The 20,575-nt window shown below is 59.1% G+C and carries 17 protein-coding genes; 1 reads left to right on the forward strand and 16 read right to left on the reverse strand.

Features of this window, described 5'->3' with window-relative positions; all coding sequences use genetic code 11:
* Positions 1 to 199: 199 nt before the first annotated feature.
* The 16 genes from AXG89_RS05640 to AXG89_RS05715 all read right to left on the reverse strand — a co-directional run bounded on the left by AXG89_RS05640 (position 200) and on the right by AXG89_RS05715 (position 19,467).
* Positions 200 to 1,339 carry an SLC13 family permease gene (locus AXG89_RS05640; RefSeq protein WP_062168441.1) on the reverse strand — a complete coding sequence of 380 codons (1,140 nt, stop codon included), beginning with the start codon at positions 1,337 to 1,339 and terminating at the stop codon, positions 200 to 202.
* 4 nt (positions 1,340 to 1,343) lie between these two features.
* Positions 1,344 to 2,273, reverse strand: a complete 930-nt coding sequence (locus AXG89_RS05645; RefSeq protein WP_062168443.1) for a ParB/RepB/Spo0J family partition protein — start codon at positions 2,271 to 2,273, stop codon at positions 1,344 to 1,346.
* A gap of 37 nt (positions 2,274 to 2,310) precedes the next feature.
* A complete protein-coding gene (locus tag AXG89_RS05650; RefSeq protein ID WP_062170303.1) occupies positions 2,311 to 3,081 on the reverse strand; it encodes a ParA family protein in 771 nt (256 codons plus the stop codon).
* A 62-nt stretch (positions 3,082 to 3,143) separates the two neighbouring features.
* Positions 3,144 to 3,824 (reverse strand): 16S rRNA (guanine(527)-N(7))-methyltransferase RsmG, encoded by a 681-nt coding sequence (gene rsmG, locus AXG89_RS05655; protein ID WP_062168445.1) that lies wholly within the window; start codon positions 3,822 to 3,824, stop codon positions 3,144 to 3,146.
* On the reverse strand, positions 3,824 to 5,788 hold the full coding sequence (mnmG, locus tag AXG89_RS05660) for a tRNA uridine-5-carboxymethylaminomethyl(34) synthesis enzyme MnmG (protein ID WP_062168447.1): 1,965 nt from the start codon (positions 5,786 to 5,788) through the stop codon (positions 3,824 to 3,826). Before mnmG ends, rsmG begins: the two co-directional genes overlap by 1 nt.
* A gap of 151 nt (positions 5,789 to 5,939) precedes the next feature.
* Complete coding sequence (locus tag AXG89_RS05665) at positions 5,940 to 6,686, reverse strand: ABC transporter ATP-binding protein (protein WP_062168449.1); 747 nt, start codon at positions 6,684 to 6,686, stop codon at positions 5,940 to 5,942.
* A complete protein-coding gene (locus tag AXG89_RS05670; protein ID WP_062168451.1) occupies positions 6,686 to 8,470 on the reverse strand; it encodes a branched-chain amino acid ABC transporter ATP-binding protein/permease in 1,785 nt (594 codons plus the stop codon). Before AXG89_RS05670 ends, AXG89_RS05665 begins: the two co-directional genes overlap by 1 nt.
* 4 nt (positions 8,471 to 8,474) lie before the next feature.
* On the reverse strand, positions 8,475 to 9,530 hold the full coding sequence (locus AXG89_RS05675) for a branched-chain amino acid ABC transporter permease (protein WP_062168453.1): 1,056 nt from the start codon (positions 9,528 to 9,530) through the stop codon (positions 8,475 to 8,477).
* A gap of 110 nt (positions 9,531 to 9,640) precedes the next feature.
* Positions 9,641 to 10,804, reverse strand: coding sequence for an ABC transporter substrate-binding protein (locus tag AXG89_RS05680; protein WP_062168455.1), 1,164 nt, complete (start codon positions 10,802 to 10,804; stop codon positions 9,641 to 9,643).
* A gap of 166 nt (positions 10,805 to 10,970) precedes the next feature.
* Positions 10,971 to 12,137: an ABC transporter substrate-binding protein gene (locus AXG89_RS05685; RefSeq protein ID WP_062168457.1), complete on the reverse strand. Its 1,167-nt coding sequence runs from the start codon at positions 12,135 to 12,137 to the stop codon at positions 10,971 to 10,973.
* A 524-nt stretch (positions 12,138 to 12,661) separates the two neighbouring features.
* Complete coding sequence (locus AXG89_RS05690; RefSeq protein WP_062168458.1) at positions 12,662 to 13,633, reverse strand: branched-chain amino acid ABC transporter permease; 972 nt, start codon at positions 13,631 to 13,633, stop codon at positions 12,662 to 12,664.
* The gene (locus AXG89_RS05695) at positions 13,633 to 14,517 is read right to left on the reverse strand and encodes a branched-chain amino acid ABC transporter permease (protein WP_062170305.1); all 885 of its coding nucleotides are present in this window, start codon (positions 14,515 to 14,517) and stop codon (positions 13,633 to 13,635) included. The genes AXG89_RS05690 and AXG89_RS05695 overlap by 1 nt, the downstream gene beginning before the upstream one ends.
* A 114-nt stretch (positions 14,518 to 14,631) precedes the next feature.
* Positions 14,632 to 15,855, reverse strand: coding sequence for an ABC transporter substrate-binding protein (locus tag AXG89_RS05700; protein ID WP_062168460.1), 1,224 nt, complete (start codon positions 15,853 to 15,855; stop codon positions 14,632 to 14,634).
* Positions 15,856 to 15,907: 52 nt separating this feature from the next.
* Positions 15,908 to 16,669, reverse strand: a complete 762-nt coding sequence (locus AXG89_RS05705) for an ABC transporter ATP-binding protein (RefSeq protein WP_062168462.1) — start codon at positions 16,667 to 16,669, stop codon at positions 15,908 to 15,910.
* Positions 16,666 to 17,445: an ABC transporter ATP-binding protein gene (locus AXG89_RS05710; protein ID WP_056356314.1), complete on the reverse strand. Its 780-nt coding sequence runs from the start codon at positions 17,443 to 17,445 to the stop codon at positions 16,666 to 16,668. Before AXG89_RS05710 ends, AXG89_RS05705 begins: the two co-directional genes overlap by 4 nt.
* 345 nt (positions 17,446 to 17,790) lie before the next feature.
* Positions 17,791 to 19,467: a GMC family oxidoreductase gene (locus AXG89_RS05715; protein ID WP_062168465.1), complete on the reverse strand. Its 1,677-nt coding sequence runs from the start codon at positions 19,465 to 19,467 to the stop codon at positions 17,791 to 17,793.
* 147 nt (positions 19,468 to 19,614) lie between these two features.
* On the opposite strand from AXG89_RS05715, the gene AXG89_RS05720 reads away from it, so the two are divergent.
* On the forward strand, positions 19,615 to 20,535 hold the full coding sequence (locus AXG89_RS05720) for a LysR family transcriptional regulator (RefSeq protein ID WP_062168467.1): 921 nt from the start codon (positions 19,615 to 19,617) through the stop codon (positions 20,533 to 20,535).
* Positions 20,536 to 20,575: the final 40 nt, after the last annotated feature.

The following is a 20,575-nucleotide window of genomic DNA, read 5'->3' on the forward strand; positions in this document are numbered from 1 at the left end:
TACGCTGCGCTTTCGGAGCCGCTAAGCTGTTAAATCCGGGCGATTGTAAGCGATTGTTGTCGCGGATTCAATAGCTTAGGGTCACCAAAAAACAACCGGATACACCTTAAAAACACGTCTCAAATCAGAGATTTCGCTTGTGTGGACAACGACTGGGGACAGGACTGAAAGGTTGATGTTCAACGAGACTTCACGATGCCTACACAAGCCATGCGCCGACTATTCCTGCGACGATCCAGAACGGGATCGAGATAAGATGGAACGGTCCCCACATGCCGCGTTCGCCGGATAAACGCACCGCGATCAGATTCGCGAGGGAACCAATGGCGATGCCAAAGCCGCCGACGCTCACACCGAATGCAAGTGCACGCCAGTCCTTCGAGAACTCGGCGAGCATGATCGCTGCGGGCACGTTGCTGATTCCCTGCGATAACACCGCACCTGCCGCATACGCCTTGAGCGGAGTATCGAGTCCGATGCTTGCGATCGCGTGATGCACCCAGGGCAACGCCGCGACACTGCGCAAGACGATGAACATCAGCACGAAGATCAACAGGAGCAACCAGTCGATCTTCAGCACGACCTGACGCCGCCACAATAGAAAGCCGATCGCGACCGCGGCGAGGCCGAGGCCCGCGTGGTGGGCATCGGCGAGAACGACGAACGCTATGAATGCAATGCCCGCAACCGCGCACAGGGAGACATCGACTGTGTGTGCTTCCTTGTCGCCGGAAAGGTCGAGCGGACGGTTGCGGAACATCACCGCGGCGAGCGCGTAAAGCATCACCATGAGCGCCACGCACAACGGCAACAGCGCCCACACGAACGCGCCGAACGAAACACCGCTGGTCTGCCAGAGGAACAGGTTTTGAGGATTGCCGAGCGGCGTCAGGATCGACCCGGCATTCACGGCCATCGCAATGAAGATGATCAGGCGCTTGATGGGAAGCGGCGCGAGTTTATGCAGCGACAGCGTCAGCGGCACGACGGCGAACAGGGCGACATCGTTGGTGAGCAAGGTGGAGAGCGCGGCAGCGAGTCCGATCAGCAGGAAAGCAAGCCCGCGCTCACCATGTATTCGATGCACCACGCGGTGCGCCATCCACATCAGGAAACCGGAGAGTTCGACTGCTTTCGTGAGCATCAGCAAACCGGCCAGCGTCAGCACGGTCTGCCAGTCGATCAAAGCCGGCAAAGCGCTCCAGGGTTTGGGATGCAGAACCTGGAGCGCGATCAACGCGACAATCAGGATTGCCAATACCGGCTCGCCGGCGATCAGCGCCCATGCTTTCGCCACCAGATTCAACCGAGCAGGTTTCGCGTGCGCTGACGGTTGCATCGAGTCAGGCTTGCGTTGCCGATGCGCTGTCTGTCACTGACGCCTTGTCGTTCGCGACGCCCGTGCGCAAGCGCCCTAATATGCCTTCGAGTGCATCGAGATCGCCGAAATCGATCTGCAGCTTGCCGCGCCCTCGCCCGCCCATCTTGATTTTGACGTTTGCCGACAGCAGGTCCGACAATTCTTCCTCGAGGCGGCGTGTATCGCGGCCGCCATCGTTGGCAAGGCGCGCTTTGGTCGCGGGCGCTTCCTTCGTCGTCGACGAAACCAGCTTCTCGGTTTCGCGCACCGACATGCGCTTGTTCACCACCTGATTGGCAAGCTGGATCTGCGTGGCGGCATCGACGGCGAGAAGCGCGCGGGCGTGGCCCATGTCCAGGTCACCTGCCAGCAGCATGGTCTGGACGGGCGTCGCGAGGTTGAGCAAACGCAGCAGGTTGGACACGGCGCTGCGCGAACGTCCGACTGACTCGGCGGCTTGTTCGTGCGTAAAGTTGAAGTCATCGAGAAGACGCTGGATGCCCTGCGCCTCTTCCAGCGGATTCAAATCCTCGCGCTGGATGTTTTCGATCAAGGCCATTGCTGCAGCAGCCTGATCTGGCACGTTTTTCACGAGCACCGGCACTTCTTCGAGGCCGGCCAGCTTCGCGGCGCGAAAACGGCGTTCGCCCGCGATGATTTCGTAGCGGTCATCGCCGATGGAACGCACGAGGATCGGCTGCATCACGCCCTGCGAGCGGATGCTCGAAGCAAGCTCCTGGAGCGCGCCCTCGTCCATGCGGGTACGCGGCTGGTACTTGCCGGCCTGCATGGAATCGAGGCGCAGCACGCTCGGCAAGCCCTCGCTGCGCACGGCCTCGGTGATATCCGAACTACCGCCCAGCAGAGCTTCGAGCCCGCGTCCCAGACCCTTCTTCTTCATCGTCGCGTTCATCTTGCTTCCTCGTTCTGCCATCTTCCCAATCCGTCCATTAAAGCGCGCGAACGCGCTCGATCATTTCCGTGCCGAACTGGATATACGCCTGCGCCCCACGCGATGCCCGGTCGAACACGACCCCCGGCAATCCATAGCTTGGCGCTTCGGCCAGACGGACATTTCGCGGAATGACAACGTCAAAAAGCTTGTCGCCGAAATGCTGTTTCAGTTGATCCGATACTTGCTGCTGCAACGTGATGCGTGGATCGAACATCACCCGCAACAATCCGATGACCTTCAGATCGCGGTTCAGATTCGCGTGAACCTGCTTGATCGTGTTGACCAGATCCGATAATCCTTCGAGAGCGAAGTATTCGCACTGCATCGGGATGACAACGCCGTGCGCCGCGCACAACCCGTTCAGCGTCAGCAGCGACAAAGCGGGCGGGCAATCGATGAGGATGAAGTCGTAGTCGGCCTGGACATCGGCGAGTGCATGGCGCAGCACGCGTTCGCGGTTTTCCACGCCGACCAACTCAACTTCCGCGCCGGCCAGTTCGCGGTTTGCGGGCAAGACATCATATTTGACCGCATCCGTACGCGTGCTTGCTTCGCGTACCGTGACGCCGTTCACAAGCACGTCGTAGACGGTGTTTTCAACGGCAGCTTTGTCGATACCGCTGCCCATCGTCGCGTTACCCTGTGGATCGAGGTCGATCAGCAAAACCCGCTGGTCGAGCGCCGCCAGGCTCGCAGCAAGATTGACCGCGGTGGTCGTTTTTCCAACGCCGCCCTTCTGGTTTGCGACGCAGAATATCTTCGCCATCGTGATTTGTCCCTTCTTTGCTACCTGGACTTCAGGCTCGCTTGAGATGTCGACAGCAGTGTTCAATGTTGGGCCGCTCCGATTTCAATTTCGATCAGGTGGCGCTCGGCGTCGAGCATGGGCACGCGCAGGCGTTCAATACGGTTGACTTTGGCATAGGCAGGAAGACGCTCGATCTCGCCTTCGGGCCGAATGCCTTTCATCGCCCAGATGCGACCGTTGTCGGCAACCAGATGACGCGCAAGTGTAACGAAGTCGGAGAGCTCTGCGAACGCGCGGGACACGATTACGTCAAAAAGACCCGGGACTTCCAAACCCGGCCGCAGACTTTCTACCCGGCCAGTCACCACGGACAGATTGCTCAGTCCGAGCTGCAGCTTGGCTTGTGACTGGAATGCCGTTTTCTTGTGCACAATGTCGTTTAGCGTGACTTGCCAATTGGGCAGTACGATCGCCATCACGATGCCGGGCAAACCGCCGCCCGAGCCGACATCCAGCGCTGTCCGGGCAATACCAGACTCCGCCATGTGCGGAACAATCGCGAGCGAATCAAGAATGTGCTGGATCAACATCTGGCGCGGATCGCGAATCGCCGTGAGGTTGTACACCGCGTTCCATTTGCCGAGCAGCGTCACATAGTCCAGCAGTTTCTGGCGCTGCACTTCCGTGACATCGATTGCGAGCTGCTCGATCCCTTCGTTCAACAGCGTGCTCAGTCCGGCTTCACCGGCTTCACGCTTCATCACGAGACGGAGCGAGCGTCGCCACGCCCTGCCCGATTGTTTCCCGTGGAATCATTGTGGCGACCAAAAGTGCGCTTCAGATGAACCATGAGCAGGGAAATCGTCGCCGGGGTGATGCCCGAGATGCGCGATGCCTGCCCGATCGTTTCCGGACGATGCTGGATCAGCTTTTGGCGCGCCTCGAACGAGAGTCCGCGTACTTCTGCGTAGTCAAACCCTTCCGGGAGACGCGTGTTTTCATGCGACCCATTGCGTTCGATCTCACCAGCTTGACGATCGATATAGCCTTGATACTTCACGGCAATCTCGATTTGCTCCTCGATTTGACTGAGCAGTACCGGATCTTCCGCCAGCGGCGCGTCGGGCCCGGACGTGTTTCCACGCAACGAGCATACGTCGGCGTACGTCACACCCGGGCGACGCAGCAACTCGGCAAGACTGTATTCGTGATCGATCGCTTTACCGAGCAAAGCTGTGGCTTCATCGACAGGCAACGTTTTCGGGGTGACCCACGTAGTTTTGAGTCGTTGTGTTTCACGTGAAACAGCGTCGCGCTTTGCATTGAACACGTTCCAACGTGAGTCATCGACCACGCCAAGCGTTCGGCCAATCTCCGTCAGACGGATGTCGGCGTTGTCTTCCCGCAGCGACAAGCGATACTCAGCGCGGCTAGTAAACATCCGATACGGCTCAGACACGCCCTGCGTTACCAGATCGTCGACCAAAACCCCCAGATACGCCTCGTCCCGGCGCGGGCACCATGCCTCACGCCCGCTCACTTGCAAGGCCGCATTTATCCCCGCCAACAAGCCCTGCGCGCCCGCTTCTTCGTAGCCCGTCGTTCCGTTGATCTGTCCTGCGAAGAACAATCCGCATATCACCTTGGTCTCCAGCGATGCCTTCAGGCCACGCGGATCGAAGTAATCATATTCAATGGCGTAACCCGGACGCAGGATGTGGGCGTGTTCAAGGCCTTTCATCGAACGGACGAGTGCGAGTTGGATATCGAACGGCAAACTGGTCGAGATGCCATTCGGGTAAAACTCGTTTGTCGTTAAACCTTCGGGCTCGAGGAAGATCTGGTGCGAATCTTTCGACGCAAACCGATGAATCTTGTCTTCGATCGATGGACAATACCGCGGCCCGACGCCTTCGATAACGCCGGTGTACATTGGTGAACGGTCAAGACCAGAACGGATGATGTCGTGGGTATGTTCGTTCGTATGCGTTACCCAGCAAGGCACTTGGCGCGGATGCTGTTCAACGCGGCCGAGAAATGAGAAGACTGGGATCGGATCGAGGTCGCCAGGCTGTTCTTCGAGCTTCGAGTAATCGATCGTGCGGCCATCAATACGCGGCGGCGTACCCGTTTTCAGCCGCCCTTGCGGGAGCTTTAACTCCTTCAAGCGCGCCGACAGCGTTACTGCAGCCGGATCGCCCGCCCGTCCACCCGTGTAATTGTTCAAGCCTACGTGGATCTTTCCATCGAGGAAAGTGCCAGCCGTCAGCACCACGGCCTTGGCCCGGAATTGCACGCCAACCTGCGTCACGGCGCCGACAACACGGTCGCCTTCGACCATCAAATCTTCCACTGCTTGCTGAAACAGCCACAAATTAGGCTGGTTCTCGAGCCGATGCCGGATTGCCTGCTTGTACAGAACACGATCTGCCTGCGCGCGCGTTGCGCGCACTGCCGGGCCTTTCGAAGAGTTCAATATTCGGAACTGAATGCCCGCCTCGTCAGTCGCTGCGGCCATCGCGCCACCTAGCGCGTCGATTTCCTTGACCAGATGTCCTTTCCCAATCCCGCCGATCGACGGATTGCAGCTCATCTGGCCCAGCGTTTCGATGTTATGGGTGAGCAAGAGCGTGCTCGCGCCCATACGGGCCGAGGCTAACGCCGCTTCGGTTCCAGCGTGACCGCCGCCAACGACGATCACATCGAATTCAGTTGGATAAAGCATGGGTTCCCGCGCGAGGTGGCGGACCTTCGAAAGAGATATCGAAGAATTATACCGGTTAGCTTTTACCGCGATTCGGCCCCAAGCCGTGAAAGCAAAAAAATGGCGTGTTTCACGTGAAACACGCCATCTTTATTTGGAGGGGACAGGATCGCTACGCAACCTTTTTGGCAAGACCCAGATAGGTTTCAATAACTTTCGGATCATGAGCTAATGCGGTCGCTGCACCTTCCATGGCGAACTCGCCGGTTTCGAGCACATACCCATAGTCGGAGATTTGAAGCGCAGCGCGCGCATTCTGCTCGATAAGCAATGTCGCGACGCCGGTCTGACGAAGCGCACTGATGATGTGGAAGATCTCCTTCACGATCAATGGCGCCAAGCCGAGACTGGGTTCATCGAGCATGAGCAAGTCGGGCTTGCCCATCAGCGCACGCCCGACCGCAAGCATTTGTCGTTCACCGCCGGACAACGTACCTGCCGCCTGCCTGCGCCGTTCCTTCAACCGTGGAAACAGGTCGAACACATGCTCGAGCTGATCCAGATAATTGCGTTCGCCCGCCCGTTTCTTCCGATACGCCCCCAGCACCAAGTTGTCTTCCACAGTCATGCTCGCAAACAGCTCACGCTTTTCCGGCACCAGACACATTCCACGTGAAACACGCTTTTCGATAGGAAGCGTGGAAACCTCTTCGTTGCGGTATCGGATCGTACCATTCGCATATCCAGTGGATGGCAACGCACCCATGATTGCGTTGAGCAATGTCGACTTGCCTGCTCCGTTGGGTCCGATCACCGAAACAATTTGACCGGCACCCACAGTCAGCTTCCCATCATGCAACGCTTCGACCTTGCCGTAACGGACGGATAAACCGTCAACCTGAAGAATTGCATCAGCCATTAATCCACCCCGCCCAAATAAGCTTCCAATACCGCTGGATCTTTCTGCACGTCCTGCGGCAGACCTTCCGCGATCCTTGTACCGAACTCCATCACTACAAGCCGATCCGTCAGATTCATGACGAAATCCATATCGTGTTCGACAAGAAGTATGCTCATGCCCTCGCCCTTCAGGCGTCGCAACAGTTCAGCGAGTTGCTGCTTCTCCTGATAACGCAAACCTGCAGCCGGCTCGTCGAGCAATAGCAAATTCGGATCGCAGCACAGTGCACGGGCGATTTCGAGGATTCGTTGCTGTCCGAGTGCAAGACTGCCGGCTTCATCGTAGAGATGCTTCTCCAGCCCAACGCGTTTGATTTGCTTCGCCGCTTCGGCCATCAGCCGCGCTTCTTCCGCCGCGTTCAGCCGAACAACGCTGCGCCAGACGCCCGTCTTGCCGCGCAAATGCGCGCCGATAGCGACGTTCTCCAGCACCGTCATGCCCGATAGCAATCTCACATGTTGGAACGTCCGTCCGATTCCCCGTTTGACGATTTCACGTGAGCTCAGCGTATCGATGCGCTCGCCCTGGAACGTGATCGATCCGCTCGTAGCCTGCAATACACCGGTCACAAGGTTGAACGTCGTCGATTTCCCTGCGCCGTTCGGACCGATCAGGCCGATGATTTCGCCCGCCTTCACCTGAAAACTGACATCGTTGACCGCGACGAGACCGCCGAACTGCTTGCGTGCTTTATCGACCACTAGCAGCGGTTCACCCGCAACCGGCCTCGCGCGTTGCGGCAACGCATCGGCATGATCGGGAACGCGCGCACGCGGGCCGCTGGGAAACAGCCGAGCCACAAACGGCCAGACACCCTGGCGCGCGTATTGAAGCAGCAAGACCATCAACACACCGAAAACGATGATCTCGAAGTTTCCATTCGATCCGAGCAGCTTGGGCAACAGCGTCTGCAAATAATCTTGCAGAACGGTGAGGATAGTCGCGCCCAGAACCGCACCCCAGACATGCGATACACCGCCCACCACCGCCATGAAAAGGAATTCGATACCGTGGTTCAAGCCGAACGGCGTCGGGTTCACCGCACGCTGCAAATGCGCGTACAGAAAGCCCGAAATGGCTGCGAGCATGGCTGCGTAGACGAAGATCACCACGCGCATCCACGCGGTGTTCACGCCCATGGCTTCGGCCATCGTGCCACCGCCGCGCAATGCGCGAATCGCGCGTCCAGGACGGCTGTTGAGCAGGTTCTGGACCGATATGACCGCCAGCAGCACCACGACCCAGATCAGGTAGTAGATTGACCGCCCCGATTCGAGATGCCAGCCGAAAAGGTTAAGTATTGGAATACCGTTGATGCCGTCGTACTTGCCGAGGAACTCCAGGTTCCCGAACAGGAAGAACAGCGACAAGCCCCACGCGATGGTTCCAAGCGGCAGGAAGTGCCCGGACAGCCGCATGGTCACCATGCCGAGCAGCAACGCGATCAACGCCGTCAGCACCACGCCGACAATCAACGCAAGCCAAGGCGAAACGCCGAACTGCGTGGTGAGATAAGCCGTCGAGTACGCGCCCACGCCGACAAACGCCGCCTGCCCGAAGCTCGTCATCCCGCCAATCCCGGTCAGCAACACGAGCCCGATGGCGACAATCGAATACAAGCCGATGTAGTTCAACAATGTGATCCAGTACTCGGGCATGCGGATGGGTTGCGGCAGGACGGGCAACGCAAAAACAAGCACAAGGAACACGACGAACACTTTCTTCTGCATCAGGAATTTCATCGTGTCACTCCTCTTCTTCATCCGAATGCGGGCTTGCGAGACTCCGCCACAACAGCACCGGAATGATCAGCGTGAACACGATCACCTCTTTATAAGCACTTGCCCAGAACGACGAATACGATTCCAGCAATCCGACCAGCAGCGACCCGGCCGCGGCGAGCGGATAACTCACCAGTCCGCCCACGATCGCGCCCACGAATCCCTTCAAGCCGATAAGAAACCCCGAGTCGTAATAGATGGTCGTGATCGGCGCCACGAGGATGCCGCAGAGCGCCCCCAGGCCGGCCGCGAGCGTGAAGGCAAGCCTTCCAGCCTGCGTCGTACCGATGCCCACCAGGCGGGCGCCAAGCCGGTTCACGGAGGTTGCGCGCAAGGCTTTGCCGGAGATGGTTTTATCGAAGTAAAAATACAGCGCGGCGATCAACACGACCGCCGTGCCCACCACCCAGATGCTCTGCCCGGAGATGGAAACGCTGCCGAGGTTGAAGGTGGCATCGGAGAAAGCCGTTGTGCGAGAGCCTTCCGCGCCGAACATGACAAGACCCAGGCCGACCATCGCAAAATGCACCGCGACCGCCACGATCAACAGCAACAACGTGCTGGCTTCCGCGATCGGCTCATAGGCCAGCCGATACACAAACGGTCCCATCGGAATCACGATCAGCAACGTCAATGCGATTTGCGCGATCATCGGCAACGGCTGAGCGGCGACGCTTCGCGTGAGCGCATAAACAGCAATGGGAAATAGCAGGTACTTGCCCGCGAGAATCGCCAGCGTGCGCGCGATCTGCCTGTGCCGCGAGGGATGCCGCGCAATGCCTGCAAGCTCCACGACAAAGCACCCCACGCCCATCGCAATAAGCAGCCAGCAGGTGGCCGGCAGCTTCTGCGTTTGCAGCGCCGCGAGCGTCAACGCGCCGTATGCCACGAACTCGCCCTGCGGGATGAAGATGACACGCGTCACCGAAAACACCAGGACCAGCGCGAGCGCGAGCAATGCGTAGATCGCGCCGGTGGTGATGCCGTCTTGCGCGAGGATCGCCGCAATCGATAAGTCCATACTTCCTCTTTGAGAACATTCTTAAATCGGGCCGCCGGCCGGCCCATAGAAGCATAAAAACTCCGGAACGCTAACGCACCAAATTGCCGGTGTGCAAGCTCACGATGACGTCAGTCGTTCTGCACTTTCCACTTGCCATCGACGATCTGCACCATCACGCGTGCACGATTGTCGAGGCCGTTGTGATCGGCGGGCGTGGTGTTCATCACGCCGTGTGCGAGCGGCAAGTCCTTGAGGTTCTCGAGCGCGTTGCGCAAGGCCGCGCGGAACGCCTCTGTGCCAGGCTGGGCGGTCTTGAGCGCTTCGCCAATGGCCCGTTGCAGCATCTGGCCAGCGTCCCATGAATGACCGCCGAACGTCGATACCGAACCCACGCCATAGGCTTTCTCGTAAGCCGCCTTGTACGCCAGCGCGGACTTCTTGACCGGGTTGCTGTCAGGCAATTGATCCGCCACGAGGATGGGGCCGGCGGGCAGCAATTCGCCGTCGCAATCCTTGCCGCACACGCGCAGGAAATCGTTGTTCGCTACGCCATGCGTCTGATAAACCTTGCCCTTGTAGCCGCGCTCCTTCAGCGCCTTCGCAGGCAATGCCGCCGGCGTTCCCGCGCCCGCAATCAGGATCGCATCGGGATTCGCGCTGAGCGTCTTGAGCACCTGGCCGGTGACCGATGTATCAGCACGGGCGAAGCGCTCGTTCGCGACGATTTTCAATTTATGCGCGGCGGCCGCGGTGTTGAACACGCTATACCAGCCTTCGCCATACGCATCCGCGAAGCCGATAAAACCGACCGTCTTCACGCCGTGCTTTTCCATGTAGTCGGCGATGGCATCGGCCATGAGGCTGTCGTTTTGCGGCGTCTTGAATGCCCACGTGCGCTTTGCGTCCATCGGCGAGATGATCGCCGCCGATGCCGCCATGGAGATCATCGGCGTCTTGCTCTGGCTCGCGGGATCGAGCATGGCGAGCGAGTTCGGCGTGACCGTGGAACCGACGATGGCATCGACATGATCTTCATCGATCAGCTTGCGCGTGTTCTGCACGGCGCGGCTGGTGTCCGATCCGTCATCGAGCACGATGTACTCCACCGTCTTGCCGCCGATCTCCTTCGGCCACAACGCAACGGTATTTTTCTCGGGAATCCCAAGCGATGCCGCCGGACCCGTGGCCGATAACGTCACGCCGATCTTCACCTGCGCGACCGCCGCGCTCGCAGCTAACACCAACGCAACACCGAGCGCCGCGCTCGTGAGCTGCCCTTTGATCATTTTCATTGCATCGTCTCCAGACGCTATGCCCTCGCGCACGCCGCGTGCGCTCAGGCGAGTTGTTATAAGTATTCGTTGAGCGATCGTTTACTTATCGCCGCTCAATCCACAAAAAAAGGCGCGTTCGAAGCAACGCGCCTTTGATCGGTTCTTATGGTCGTGTCGGCTGCCGTCAGTCTTTGACGAGCTTCCACTGACCACCGACGATCTCGACCATCACGCGTGCGCGTTGATCGAGTCCCGAGTGATCGGCTGCGCTCATGTTGAAGATACCGTGCGATCCGGCCAGATCCTTCGTGCTCTCGATTGCTGCGCGCAACGCTTCGCGGAAGGCTTGCGACCCGGGCTGCCCCGCTTTCAACGCGATAGGAATTGCCCGCTGCAACAACAAGCCGGCGTCCCATGCATGTCCGCCAAAAGTCGATACCGAACCCGCACCGTAAGCGCCTTCATAAGCCTGCTTGTACGTCAGCGCGGACTTCTTCACGGGGTTCGAATCAGGCAATTGCGCTGCGACCAGCAACGGCCCCGCCGGCAGGAACGTACCTTCGCAATCCTTGCCGCACACGCGCAGGAAGTCATTGTTCGCCACGCCGTGCGTCTGATAAATCTTGCCCTTGTAGCCGCGCTCCTTCAGCGTCTTTTGCGGCAATGCGGCCGGCGTACCCGCGCCCGCGATCAACACCGCATCCGGGTTCTGCGACATCGCCTTCAGGACCTGCCCTGTCACCGATGCATCGTTACGAGCAAAGCGTTCGTTCGCAACCACCTTGATCTTCGCGAGATCGGCGGCCTTCGTGAACTCCTTGAACCAGCTTTCGCCATACGCGTCGCTGAAACCGATGAACGCCACCGACTTCACGCCATGATTAGACATATGCGTGGCAATGGCAGTCGCCATCAGGATATCGTTCTGCGGCGTCTTGAATACCCATGCGCGCTTTGCATCCATGGGTTCCACGATAGTCGCGGCAGCCGCCATGGAAATCATGGGCGTGCTGGTCTCCGACGCAACGTCGATCATGGCCAGCGAATTGGGAACTACGGTAGAACCGATCAATGCATCGACGTGATCTTCGCTTGTCAGCTTGCGTGCGTTCTTGACGGCTTGCGTGGAATCCGTCGCATCGTCCAGGACGATGTACTGCATCTTCTGCCCGGCGATCTCTTTCGGCAGTAATGCGATGGTGTTCTTTTCCGGAATGCCCAGCGATGCAGCCGGACCAGTTGCGGACAGCGTGACCCCGATTTTTACGTCTGCGAAAGCCTGCGTGCTAATAGCTGCGGATGCGCTCGCGGCGAATAATGCCGTTGTGATCCAGCGTAAAACCAACTTCATCGATATACCCCGTAATGTGTTTGTTCACTGCCCGCGATTTTACGGTTTTTATATCCCGACCACGCGGTCGGTGAATGCGAGTGTAGCGGACTGAGGCCGTATGGGGCAAGGGATTTGAAGGTTTCGGGGCCTGCAAACGTATGCTCTCCAACGCAATAGAAAATGCGCGGGAAAACCCGAATGAAATTTATAAATAATAGCGAATGCCGCGAATGGGCCTGAAGTCGGATTCAAGTGGCATAAACGCGAAGCACAAATAAAAAGCGCTGTTGGAAATCATCCAACAGCGCTTTCGGTCGGGCACTTGATGCCTCGTTGTCTCCTCGTTCTCCACCTCAAAATTCGGGTGCAACAGAACTGAAACGGATATTAGATTGCGCAACGAATACCGACAACCTAGCATTTACCCTAGTGGTGCATAAAAGCACCTTAACTGGGCGTATGTCCATCTGCGCCCGGATTAATGGCAGAAACAGCGCGATAGAACTAAGGGTTAGTTCGGATCCCCAAGCAATGTCCACGCTTTAACCGCGCAGCGGACGAACCTTGGCGATTATCTCGCCGACGATTCCGCGCCTGAAAAGCAGCACACACGCTATAAAGATAAGCCCCGTTACGATCGTCACTGACTCGCCAAGTGAATTGAACCAGTCGATGCCGGTAAGCCGCGTCAAACCGGTGCCGATATCGCCAAGACGATTTTCCAGCGCCACGATAATGAACGCGCCAAGCAAAGGTCCGAACATCGTGCTCATGCCGCCGACGAGCGTCATCAGTACAACGAGACCCGACATGGTCCAGTAGGCATCGCCCAGGGTTTCGAACCCAAGTACCAGCGTTTGCAGTGCGCCGGCCAATCCGGCAAGCCCCGCCGACAACACGAACGCCACCAGTTTGAAGCGCGATGTATCGTACCCAAGCGAGATTGCGCGCGGTTCATTCTCCTTGATCGCAATCAGCACCTGGCCAAACGGCGAATGCACGATCCGCACGATAAACCCGAACGCCAGCACCATCACCAGCAGCACCACATAGTAGAGCGTCAGGTCGGAACTGAGACTGATCGCGCCGAAGAGCTTGCCGCGCGGCACGCCTTGCAAGCCGTCCTCGCCGTGCGTAAACGGCGCCTGCAGGAACACGAAGTAAACCATCTGCGCAAGGGCGAGCGTGACCATCGCGAAGTAGATGCCCTGGCGGCGGATCGCAAACAAGCCGACGATCAGCCCAAGCAACGTGGCGACCGCCGTCCCCGCGATCACGCCGAGTTCCGGCGTAAAGCCCAGCGTCTGGATGGCGTAACCCGCCGTATAACCCGCGCTTGCGAGGAACATTGCATGGCCAAACGACAGCAACCCCGTATAACCGATCAACAAATTGAACGCCGCCGCAAATAACGCGAAGCACAACACCTTCATCATGAAGACAGGATAGATCCCCAGGAACGGCGCCGCGATCAGGCCGGCCAGCAATACGCCGTAGAGTACTTTTCTCAACATCATTTTTCCTTGCCGAAAAGTCCCGCCGGGCGCACGAGCAGCACCAGCGCCATGATGACGAAGACGACTGTCGCGGACGCTTCCGGATAAAACACGCGGGTCAGGCCTTCAATCACGCCGAGGCCGAGGCCGGTGAGTATCGAGCCCATGATGGAACCCATGCCGCCGATCACCACCACCGCGAACACGGTGATGATCATCGACTGGCCCATCAGCGGCGAGACCTGGATCACGGGCGCGGCAAGCACGCCGGCAAAGGCCGCGAGCGCGACGCCGAAACCGTAGGTGAGTGTGACCATCAAAGGCACGTTGATGCCGAATGCCTCGACCATCTTCGGATTCTCGGTGCCTGCACGAAGATACGCGCCAAGCCGCGTTTTCTCAATGACGAACCAGGTCGCAAAACACACTACGAGCGATGCAACCACGACCCACGCGCGATAGTTCGGCAAATACATGAAGCCGAGATTCGTCGCGCCGGCGAGCATCGAAGGTACGTCGTAGGGCTGCCCTGATGATCCGTACACCGAACGAAATACGCCTTCAATCACGAGCGTCAGGCCAAACGTAAGCAGCAGGCCATAAAGATGGTCGAGCTTGTAAAGCCAGCGCAGCATCGTGCGTTCAATCACAATGCCGAATACGCCGACAATCAGGGGCGCGAGCACGAGCATCGCCCAGTAGGGCACGTTGAAATAGGAGAAGCCCATCCACGTGAGCATTGCGCCCAGCATGAACAACGCGCCGTGCGCAAAGTTGATCACGTTGAGCAGGCCGAAGATTACCGCGAGGCCAAGGCTCAGGATGGCGTAGAAAGAACCGTTCACCAGTCCGAGCAGCAACTGGCTCATCATCGCTGCGAGCGGAATGCCGAAAATTTCCATTGAATCTGCCGTCAAAGGTGTTTCGACGCATCCGGTCCCGTAAGACAACTTGCGTCGATCGATCATGCGGATTCGCTTTCGATGCAAATCCGCAAAGCGGTCACTGCCGGCCGCTTATTTCCACAAAGCGCAGCGCGATTCAGCTTTGGTCGCGAACGCCTGGTCACCCGGAATGGTCGCGGTGATCTTGTAGTAATCCCACGGTTCCTTCGACTCAGACGGCTTCTTCACTTCCATCAGGTACATGTCGTGAATCATGCTGCCGTCGGCACGGATGTAGCCGTTCTGGGTGTAGAAGTCGTTGATCTTCGCCTTGTGCAACTGGTCCATGACCTTGTCGCTGTCGGTCGTACCGGCCGCCTGCACTGCCTTCAGGTAGGTCGTGACGGCCGAGTAATCCGCAGCATGAAGACTCGTCGGCATCTTCTTCATCTTCGCGAAGTAGCGTTGCGCCCAGGCGCGCGTCGTTGCGTCCTTGTTCCAGTACCAGCTATCCGTCGCCACCAGCCCTTGCGTGGTTTCGAGGCCCAGGCTGTGGATATCGGTCAGGAAGATCAGCAGCGCGGCAATCTTCATCTGCTTGGTGATGCCAAATTCCTTCGCGGCCTTGATCGAGTTGATGGTGTCGCCACCGGCGTTGGCAAGACCGAGCACCTGCGCCTTCGACGCTTGCGCCTGCAACAAGAACGACGAAAAATCCGATGCCGACAGCGGATGACGCACCGCGCCCAGCACTTGGCCGCCGTTCGCTTTCACCACGTCCGAGGTGTTCTTTTCCAGCGCCTTGCCGAACGCGTAATCCGCCGTGAGGAAGTACCACGTCTTGCCACCCTGCTTCGTCACGGCCGAACCCGTGCCCTTCGCGAGAGCCATGGTGTCGTATGCGTAATGAACCGTGTACGGCGTGCATTGTTCGTTGGTGAGGTTATCCGCGCCCGCACCAATGTTGATGTACGGAATCTTCTTCTCGCCGGCGACCTGGTTCGTCGACAAGGCCGTCGCCGAATTCGTTCCGCCGATGATCACGTTCACACCATCGCGATCGATCCATTCACGTGCGCGCGACGCCGCAATGTCAGCCTTGTTCTGGTGATCCGCGTAGACGAGTTCGATGGGCTTGCCATTCACCTTGCCGCCGAAATCGGCGATTGCCATGCGGATCGATTCGAGTCCGCCTTGCCCGTCGATGTCCGCATAAAGACCCGAAAGGTCCGTGATGTAGCCGATCTTCACCGTATCGCCAGGCGCCGCCTGAACGTTGCCCGCCATCAGCGATGCCGTGGCCGCGGCAACGGCCATGCAGATACCCGAGAGGCGCGCGAGGGTCTTCTTCTTCATTACAGTCTCCGTTGAGTTGTTGTTCTTGCTGCTGGCCGCGTGCCGAACCGGGTCATACCCCGAGCAGTTCGTGCAGCACCGGCATTTTCGTTTCGAGTTCCCCGGCATTGAAATGCTCGACAATCTTCCCGTGCTCCATGACGTAGAAGCGATCGGCGAGCGGCGCCGCGAAGCGAAAATTCTGTTCGACCATGACGATGGTGTAACCCCGCGCCTTGAGCATCAGGATCATCCGTGCAAGCGTCTGCACGATCACAGGGGCGAGCCCTTCCGAGATCTCGTCGAGCAGCAGCAGGTTTGCGCCCGTGCGCAAGATGCGCGCAACGGCCAGCATCTGCTGTTCGCCGCCGGAAAGCCGCGTCCCCTGGCTATGGCGACGCTCCTTGAGATTGGGAAACATCGAATAGATTTCATCGATGGACATCGCTTCCTTCGGATTCCCGACTACCGGCGGAAGCATCAGGTTTTCCTCGCACGACAAGCTCGAGAAGATGCCGCGTTCTTCCGGGCAATAACCCACGCCGTAATGCGCGATCTTGTGTGTCGCCATGCCGACCGTCTCGTGTCCGCCGATACGGATCGAGCCCGTGCGCCGTCCGGTCAGGCCCATGATCGCGCGCATCGTGGTCGTGCGGCCCGCGCCGTTGCGCCCGAGCAGCGTGACCACTTCGCCGCGGCTCACCTTCAGATCCACGCCGTGCAGGATATGCGACTCGCCGTACCACGCTTGCGCGCCGACAAGTTCGAGCGCAGGCTCACCCGCCGATGCATCGCGCGATTGTTGTGCGCGGCGTTCTTCCACGATCGTGCTCATGCGTGCGCTCCGGCAAGGGCCGCGTCGGCGCTGCCCATATAGGCTTCCATCACGAGCGCGTTCTTCGATACCTCCGCGTAGCTGCCCTCGGCCAGTACTTCCCCGCGTTGCAGGACGGTGATGGTGTCCGAGATCCCGGCGATCACGTTCATGTTGTGCTCGACCATGAGAATGGTGCGTCCCACCGACACTTTCTTGATCAGCGCCGTCACGCGGTCCACGTCTTCATGTCCCATGCCTTGCGTGGGTTCATCGAGCAGCATGAGTTCGGGTTCCATCGACAATGTGGTGGCGATTTCGAGCGCGCGCTTGCGGCCGTATGAAAGTTCGACCGTGGTGGTATCGGCGAAATCGGTCAGGCCGACTTGCGTGAGCAGATCCATGGCACGGTCGTTGAGTTCGTTGAGCACGCGCTCGCTTTTCCAGAACTTGAACGATGTGCCGAGCGATCGCTGCAAGCCAATACGCACGTTCTGCATGACCGTCAGATGCGGGAATACAGCAGAAATCTGAAATGACCGGATCACGCCGCGACGCGCAATCTGCGCCGGACGTTCGCGCGTGATATCGGCTCCGTTGAAAACAATCTGTCCCGCAGTCGGTTCGAGAAACTTGGTAAGCAGGTTGAAGCAAGTGGTCTTGCCGGCGCCGTTGGGACCGATCAATGCATGAATCGAACCCCGGCGCACACGCAGGTTCACATCGTTCACGGCGGTGAAGCCTTTGAATTCTTTTGTCAGGCCGCGGGTTTCCAGAATCGTGTCGCCGAGAATCATGTCCCCTTCCATGCTTGGTTTGAGCCTTAAAGCCCGGCCTTTGTTTTCAGCCTCAACAGGGCGCGCTTTTGGCGCATGCCATCGGTGCTCGCTTTCGTTCGTACGGTGCTTGTGCCCGGGACTTGTGTTGCGGTGCTGGCGTTGTGCTAACTCGTGCTTGCTGCGTTTTTTGCGTGCCGCACAACGCTCGTGCAGACCTGCGGCACATCAGGGACGTCTGATGTATTGTCGCGCCAATGATGCAGCGCAATCATCGGGATTTGCACTTAGTCAGGCGCTTTGTTTTTCAGCCGGGCCGCTTAATCGTTCAAACAATGCGCGTTACTGAACATATCCGGGTCATATTCAGGCACCCGATACCAGCGTGCGAACCTGCGAGCCCAGGAACCTGCGGTCCGCGCGAATCATCTCGCTGGCCCTTTCAGCGATCATCAGCGTTGGCGAGTTGGTATTGCCCGATGTAATGGTCGGCATGACGGAAGCATCGACTACGCGCAGGCCTTCGACGCCAATGACACGCAGGCGGCTGTCGACGACGGCGGCCGGATCGTTATCGGTTCCCATGCGGCACGTCCCGACCGGATGGAAAATCGTCGTGCCGATCTTTCCCGCGGCCACGGCCAGCTCGGCATCGGTCTGGAACGCCGCGCCGGGGAGGATCTCTTCGGGCGAGTACCTGGCGAGCGCGGGCGCGGCCGCGATGCGCCGCGTCAGCTTCAAGGCGTTGACTGCAACCTCGCGATCACGATCCGTCGATAAATAATTGGGCGCGATCAACGGCGCGACCTTCGCATCCGGCGAAGCAATGTGAACGCTTCCCCGCGACGTAGGGCGCAGCGGACACACCGAAGCCGTGAACGCGTTGAACGCATGCAATGGCTCGCCAAACCGGTCCAGCGACAAAGGCTGCACGTGATACTCCACGTCGGGCCGGGTGATGGTTGCATCGTCGGGATTGGATTTGGCGAACGCACCGAGCTGGGACGGCGCCATGGACATTGGCCCGCTGCGCATGACCGCGTATTGCAACCCGATCCACGCCTTGCCCCACCATTTCGCTGAAAGGGTATTCAGGGTACGTACGCCGCTAACTTTATAAGCCATCCTAAGCTGCAGATGATCCTGCAGATTCTCGCCGACGCCGCGCAGATCCTGGATCACATCGATACCCAGTTTCTGCAGCCGCGCGCCATTGCCAATGCCCGACAGCTCCAGCAATTGCGGCGAGTTCACCGCGCCCGCGCTGACAATCACTTCGCAACGCGCCTTCGCAAGATAGTCCGTGTCGCCGCCGCGATATTCCACGCCGACGCAGCGCTTGCCCTCCATCACGAGGCGCTGGGTATGCGCGCCCGTGATGATGGTGAGATTGGAGCGCTTCATAGCGGGTCGCAAGAATGCCTTCGATGCATTCCAGCGAATCCCGCTGCGCTGGTTGACATCGAAGTAGCCTACGCCCGTGTTGTCGCCGCGGTTGAAGTCATCGGTGGCGGGAAGGCCCGTTTGCTGCGCCGCTTGCGCAAAGGTTTCCAGCACCTTCCACTTGAGCCGCTGCTTTTCAACGCGCCATTCCCCGCCCGTTCCGTGCCACTGGTTGGCGCCACCGTGATGGTCTTCGCTGCGCTTGAAGACGGGCAGCACCGAATCCCAGGACCAGTCGCGGTCGCCGGTAATGGCCGCCCAGTCGTCGTAATCTTCGCGCTGGCCACGCATGTAGATCATGCCGTTAATCGATGAGCATCCGCCCAGCACGCGGCCGCGCGGATAGGAGAGCGAACGGCCATCGAGTCCGGCTTCCGCCTGCGTCTTATAAAGCCAGTCCGTACGCGGATTGCCGATGCAATATAAATAGCCGACCGGCACGTGAATCCAGTGATAGTTGTCCCGGCCGCCGGCTTCGAGCAGAAGGACGCTCACGTCCGCGTCTTCGGTCAGACGGTTGGCGAGCACGCACCCTGCCGTCCCCGCGCCCACAATGATGTAGTCGAATTCGCCTTCGAGCTTGCGTGCGTCCTGTTTCATCTGCGTCTCCTGCGCGGCTCGCCCGTGGGCCGCCGATCTGATTCGAAGTATTTTTAAGCGTTAATTCTCCACACCCTACTGCGCTCGCAGTGCAGCAATCCAATCAGATATCTTCAATAGCTTTATAAGCCGCGCTAATATCAGGATATGGACCTGACTCTTCTTCGCGCCTTTGTGACCGTCGCCCGTGAGGGGAATCTCACGCGAGCAGCCGTACAACTGCATGTATCGCAACCCGCCGTCAGCCTGCAGATCAAGAATCTGCAGGAAGCGCTGGGCGTGACGCTGTTCGTGCGGACGTCGCACGGCTTGATCATCACGCGCGACGGCGAAGCGCTGCTGCCGCACGCCGAACGCGCGCTTTACGCCGCGAGCGAGGTCCAGCGCGTCGCCGCCGGACTGCGGCACGAGATCAGCGGGCGGCTGACCATCGGTACGATCCTCGATCCCGAATTCCTGCGGCTGGGCGGGTTTTTGCGCGCGTTGGTGGAGACCTACCCGCGGGTCGAGACGGCGCTCAGGCACGGCATGTCCGGCTGGGTGCTCGAACGGCTGAAGGCGCGCGATCTGGACGTGGGGTTTTACATCGGCGATCCGGCGGTCGATGAACCCCGCGACGCCACGCGTTTTCATGTCGTTCAGCTCAAGCCCTATTTGTATCGCGTGCTCGCGCCGGCCGGCTGGAAAGACCGCGTGAACCGCACGACGCATCCAAAAACCGGCGCGCCGGATTGGGCCGCGCTCGCTCGTCTGCCATGGATCTGGACGCCGGCGGAATCGGCGCACAACCGTTTGCTGACACGCCTGTTCAATGCCCAAGGCGTCCAGCCCGTGAAAGTCGCCGAGGTGGACCAGGAGCCGTCAATGCTCGATCTCGTCAAGTCGGGCGTGGGACTGACCTTGGTCCGGGATTCGATTGCGCTTGCCGAGGCGCACGCGCATGCGCTGACTATCGTGGAGGGCGTCACGGTGCCGACGCAGTTGTCGTTCATCGTGTTGGCAGAGCGCCGCGAGGAGCCGAGCATTGCCGCGGCGTTACGTCTGATTGAAGACCAGTGGGCGACGTGACTGCGAAGTTCAATAGCGCGGCCGCCAAACTTTGTTAGTC

This window comes from Burkholderia sp. PAMC 26561, from assembly GCF_001557535.2.
Classification (GTDB): Bacteria; Pseudomonadota; Gammaproteobacteria; order Burkholderiales; family Burkholderiaceae; genus Caballeronia.

Bases quoted from the DNA above. Each gene is read 5' to 3' on its own strand.
- AXG89_RS05640 (WP_062168441.1), bottom strand. From the start codon at position 1,339: ATGCAACCGTCAGCGCACGCGAAACCTGCTCGGTTGAATCTGGTGGCG.
- AXG89_RS05645 (WP_062168443.1), bottom strand. From the start codon at position 2,273: ATGAACGCGACGATGAAGAAGAAGGGTCTGGGACGCGGGCTCGAAGCT.
- AXG89_RS05650 (WP_062170303.1), bottom strand. From the start codon at position 3,081: ATGGCGAAGATATTCTGCGTCGCAAACCAGAAGGGCGGCGTTGGAAAA.
- rsmG (WP_062168445.1), bottom strand. From the start codon at position 3,824: ATGAAGCGTGAAGCCGGTGAAGCCGGACTGAGCACGCTGTTGAACGAA.
- mnmG (WP_062168447.1), bottom strand. From the start codon at position 5,788: ATGCTTTATCCAACTGAATTCGATGTGATCGTCGTTGGCGGCGGTCAC.
- AXG89_RS05665 (WP_062168449.1), bottom strand. From the start codon at position 6,686: ATGGCTGATGCAATTCTTCAGGTTGACGGTTTATCCGTCCGTTACGGC.
- AXG89_RS05670 (WP_062168451.1), bottom strand. From the start codon at position 8,470: ATGAAATTCCTGATGCAGAAGAAAGTGTTCGTCGTGTTCCTTGTGCTT.
- AXG89_RS05675 (WP_062168453.1), bottom strand. From the start codon at position 9,530: ATGGACTTATCGATTGCGGCGATCCTCGCGCAAGACGGCATCACCACC.
- AXG89_RS05680 (WP_062168455.1), bottom strand. From the start codon at position 10,804: ATGAAAATGATCAAAGGGCAGCTCACGAGCGCGGCGCTCGGTGTTGCG.
- AXG89_RS05685 (WP_062168457.1), bottom strand. From the start codon at position 12,137: ATGAAGTTGGTTTTACGCTGGATCACAACGGCATTATTCGCCGCGAGC.
- AXG89_RS05690 (WP_062168458.1), bottom strand. From the start codon at position 13,633: ATGTTGAGAAAAGTACTCTACGGCGTATTGCTGGCCGGCCTGATCGCG.
- AXG89_RS05695 (WP_062170305.1), bottom strand. From the start codon at position 14,517: ATGGAAATTTTCGGCATTCCGCTCGCAGCGATGATGAGCCAGTTGCTG.
- AXG89_RS05700 (WP_062168460.1), bottom strand. From the start codon at position 15,855: ATGAAGAAGAAGACCCTCGCGCGCCTCTCGGGTATCTGCATGGCCGTT.
- AXG89_RS05705 (WP_062168462.1), bottom strand. From the start codon at position 16,669: ATGAGCACGATCGTGGAAGAACGCCGCGCACAACAATCGCGCGATGCA.
- AXG89_RS05710 (WP_056356314.1), bottom strand. From the start codon at position 17,445: ATGATTCTCGGCGACACGATTCTGGAAACCCGCGGCCTGACAAAAGAA.
- AXG89_RS05715 (WP_062168465.1), bottom strand. From the start codon at position 19,467: ATGAAACAGGACGCACGCAAGCTCGAAGGCGAATTCGACTACATCATT.
- AXG89_RS05720 (WP_062168467.1), top strand. From the start codon at position 19,615: ATGGACCTGACTCTTCTTCGCGCCTTTGTGACCGTCGCCCGTGAGGGG.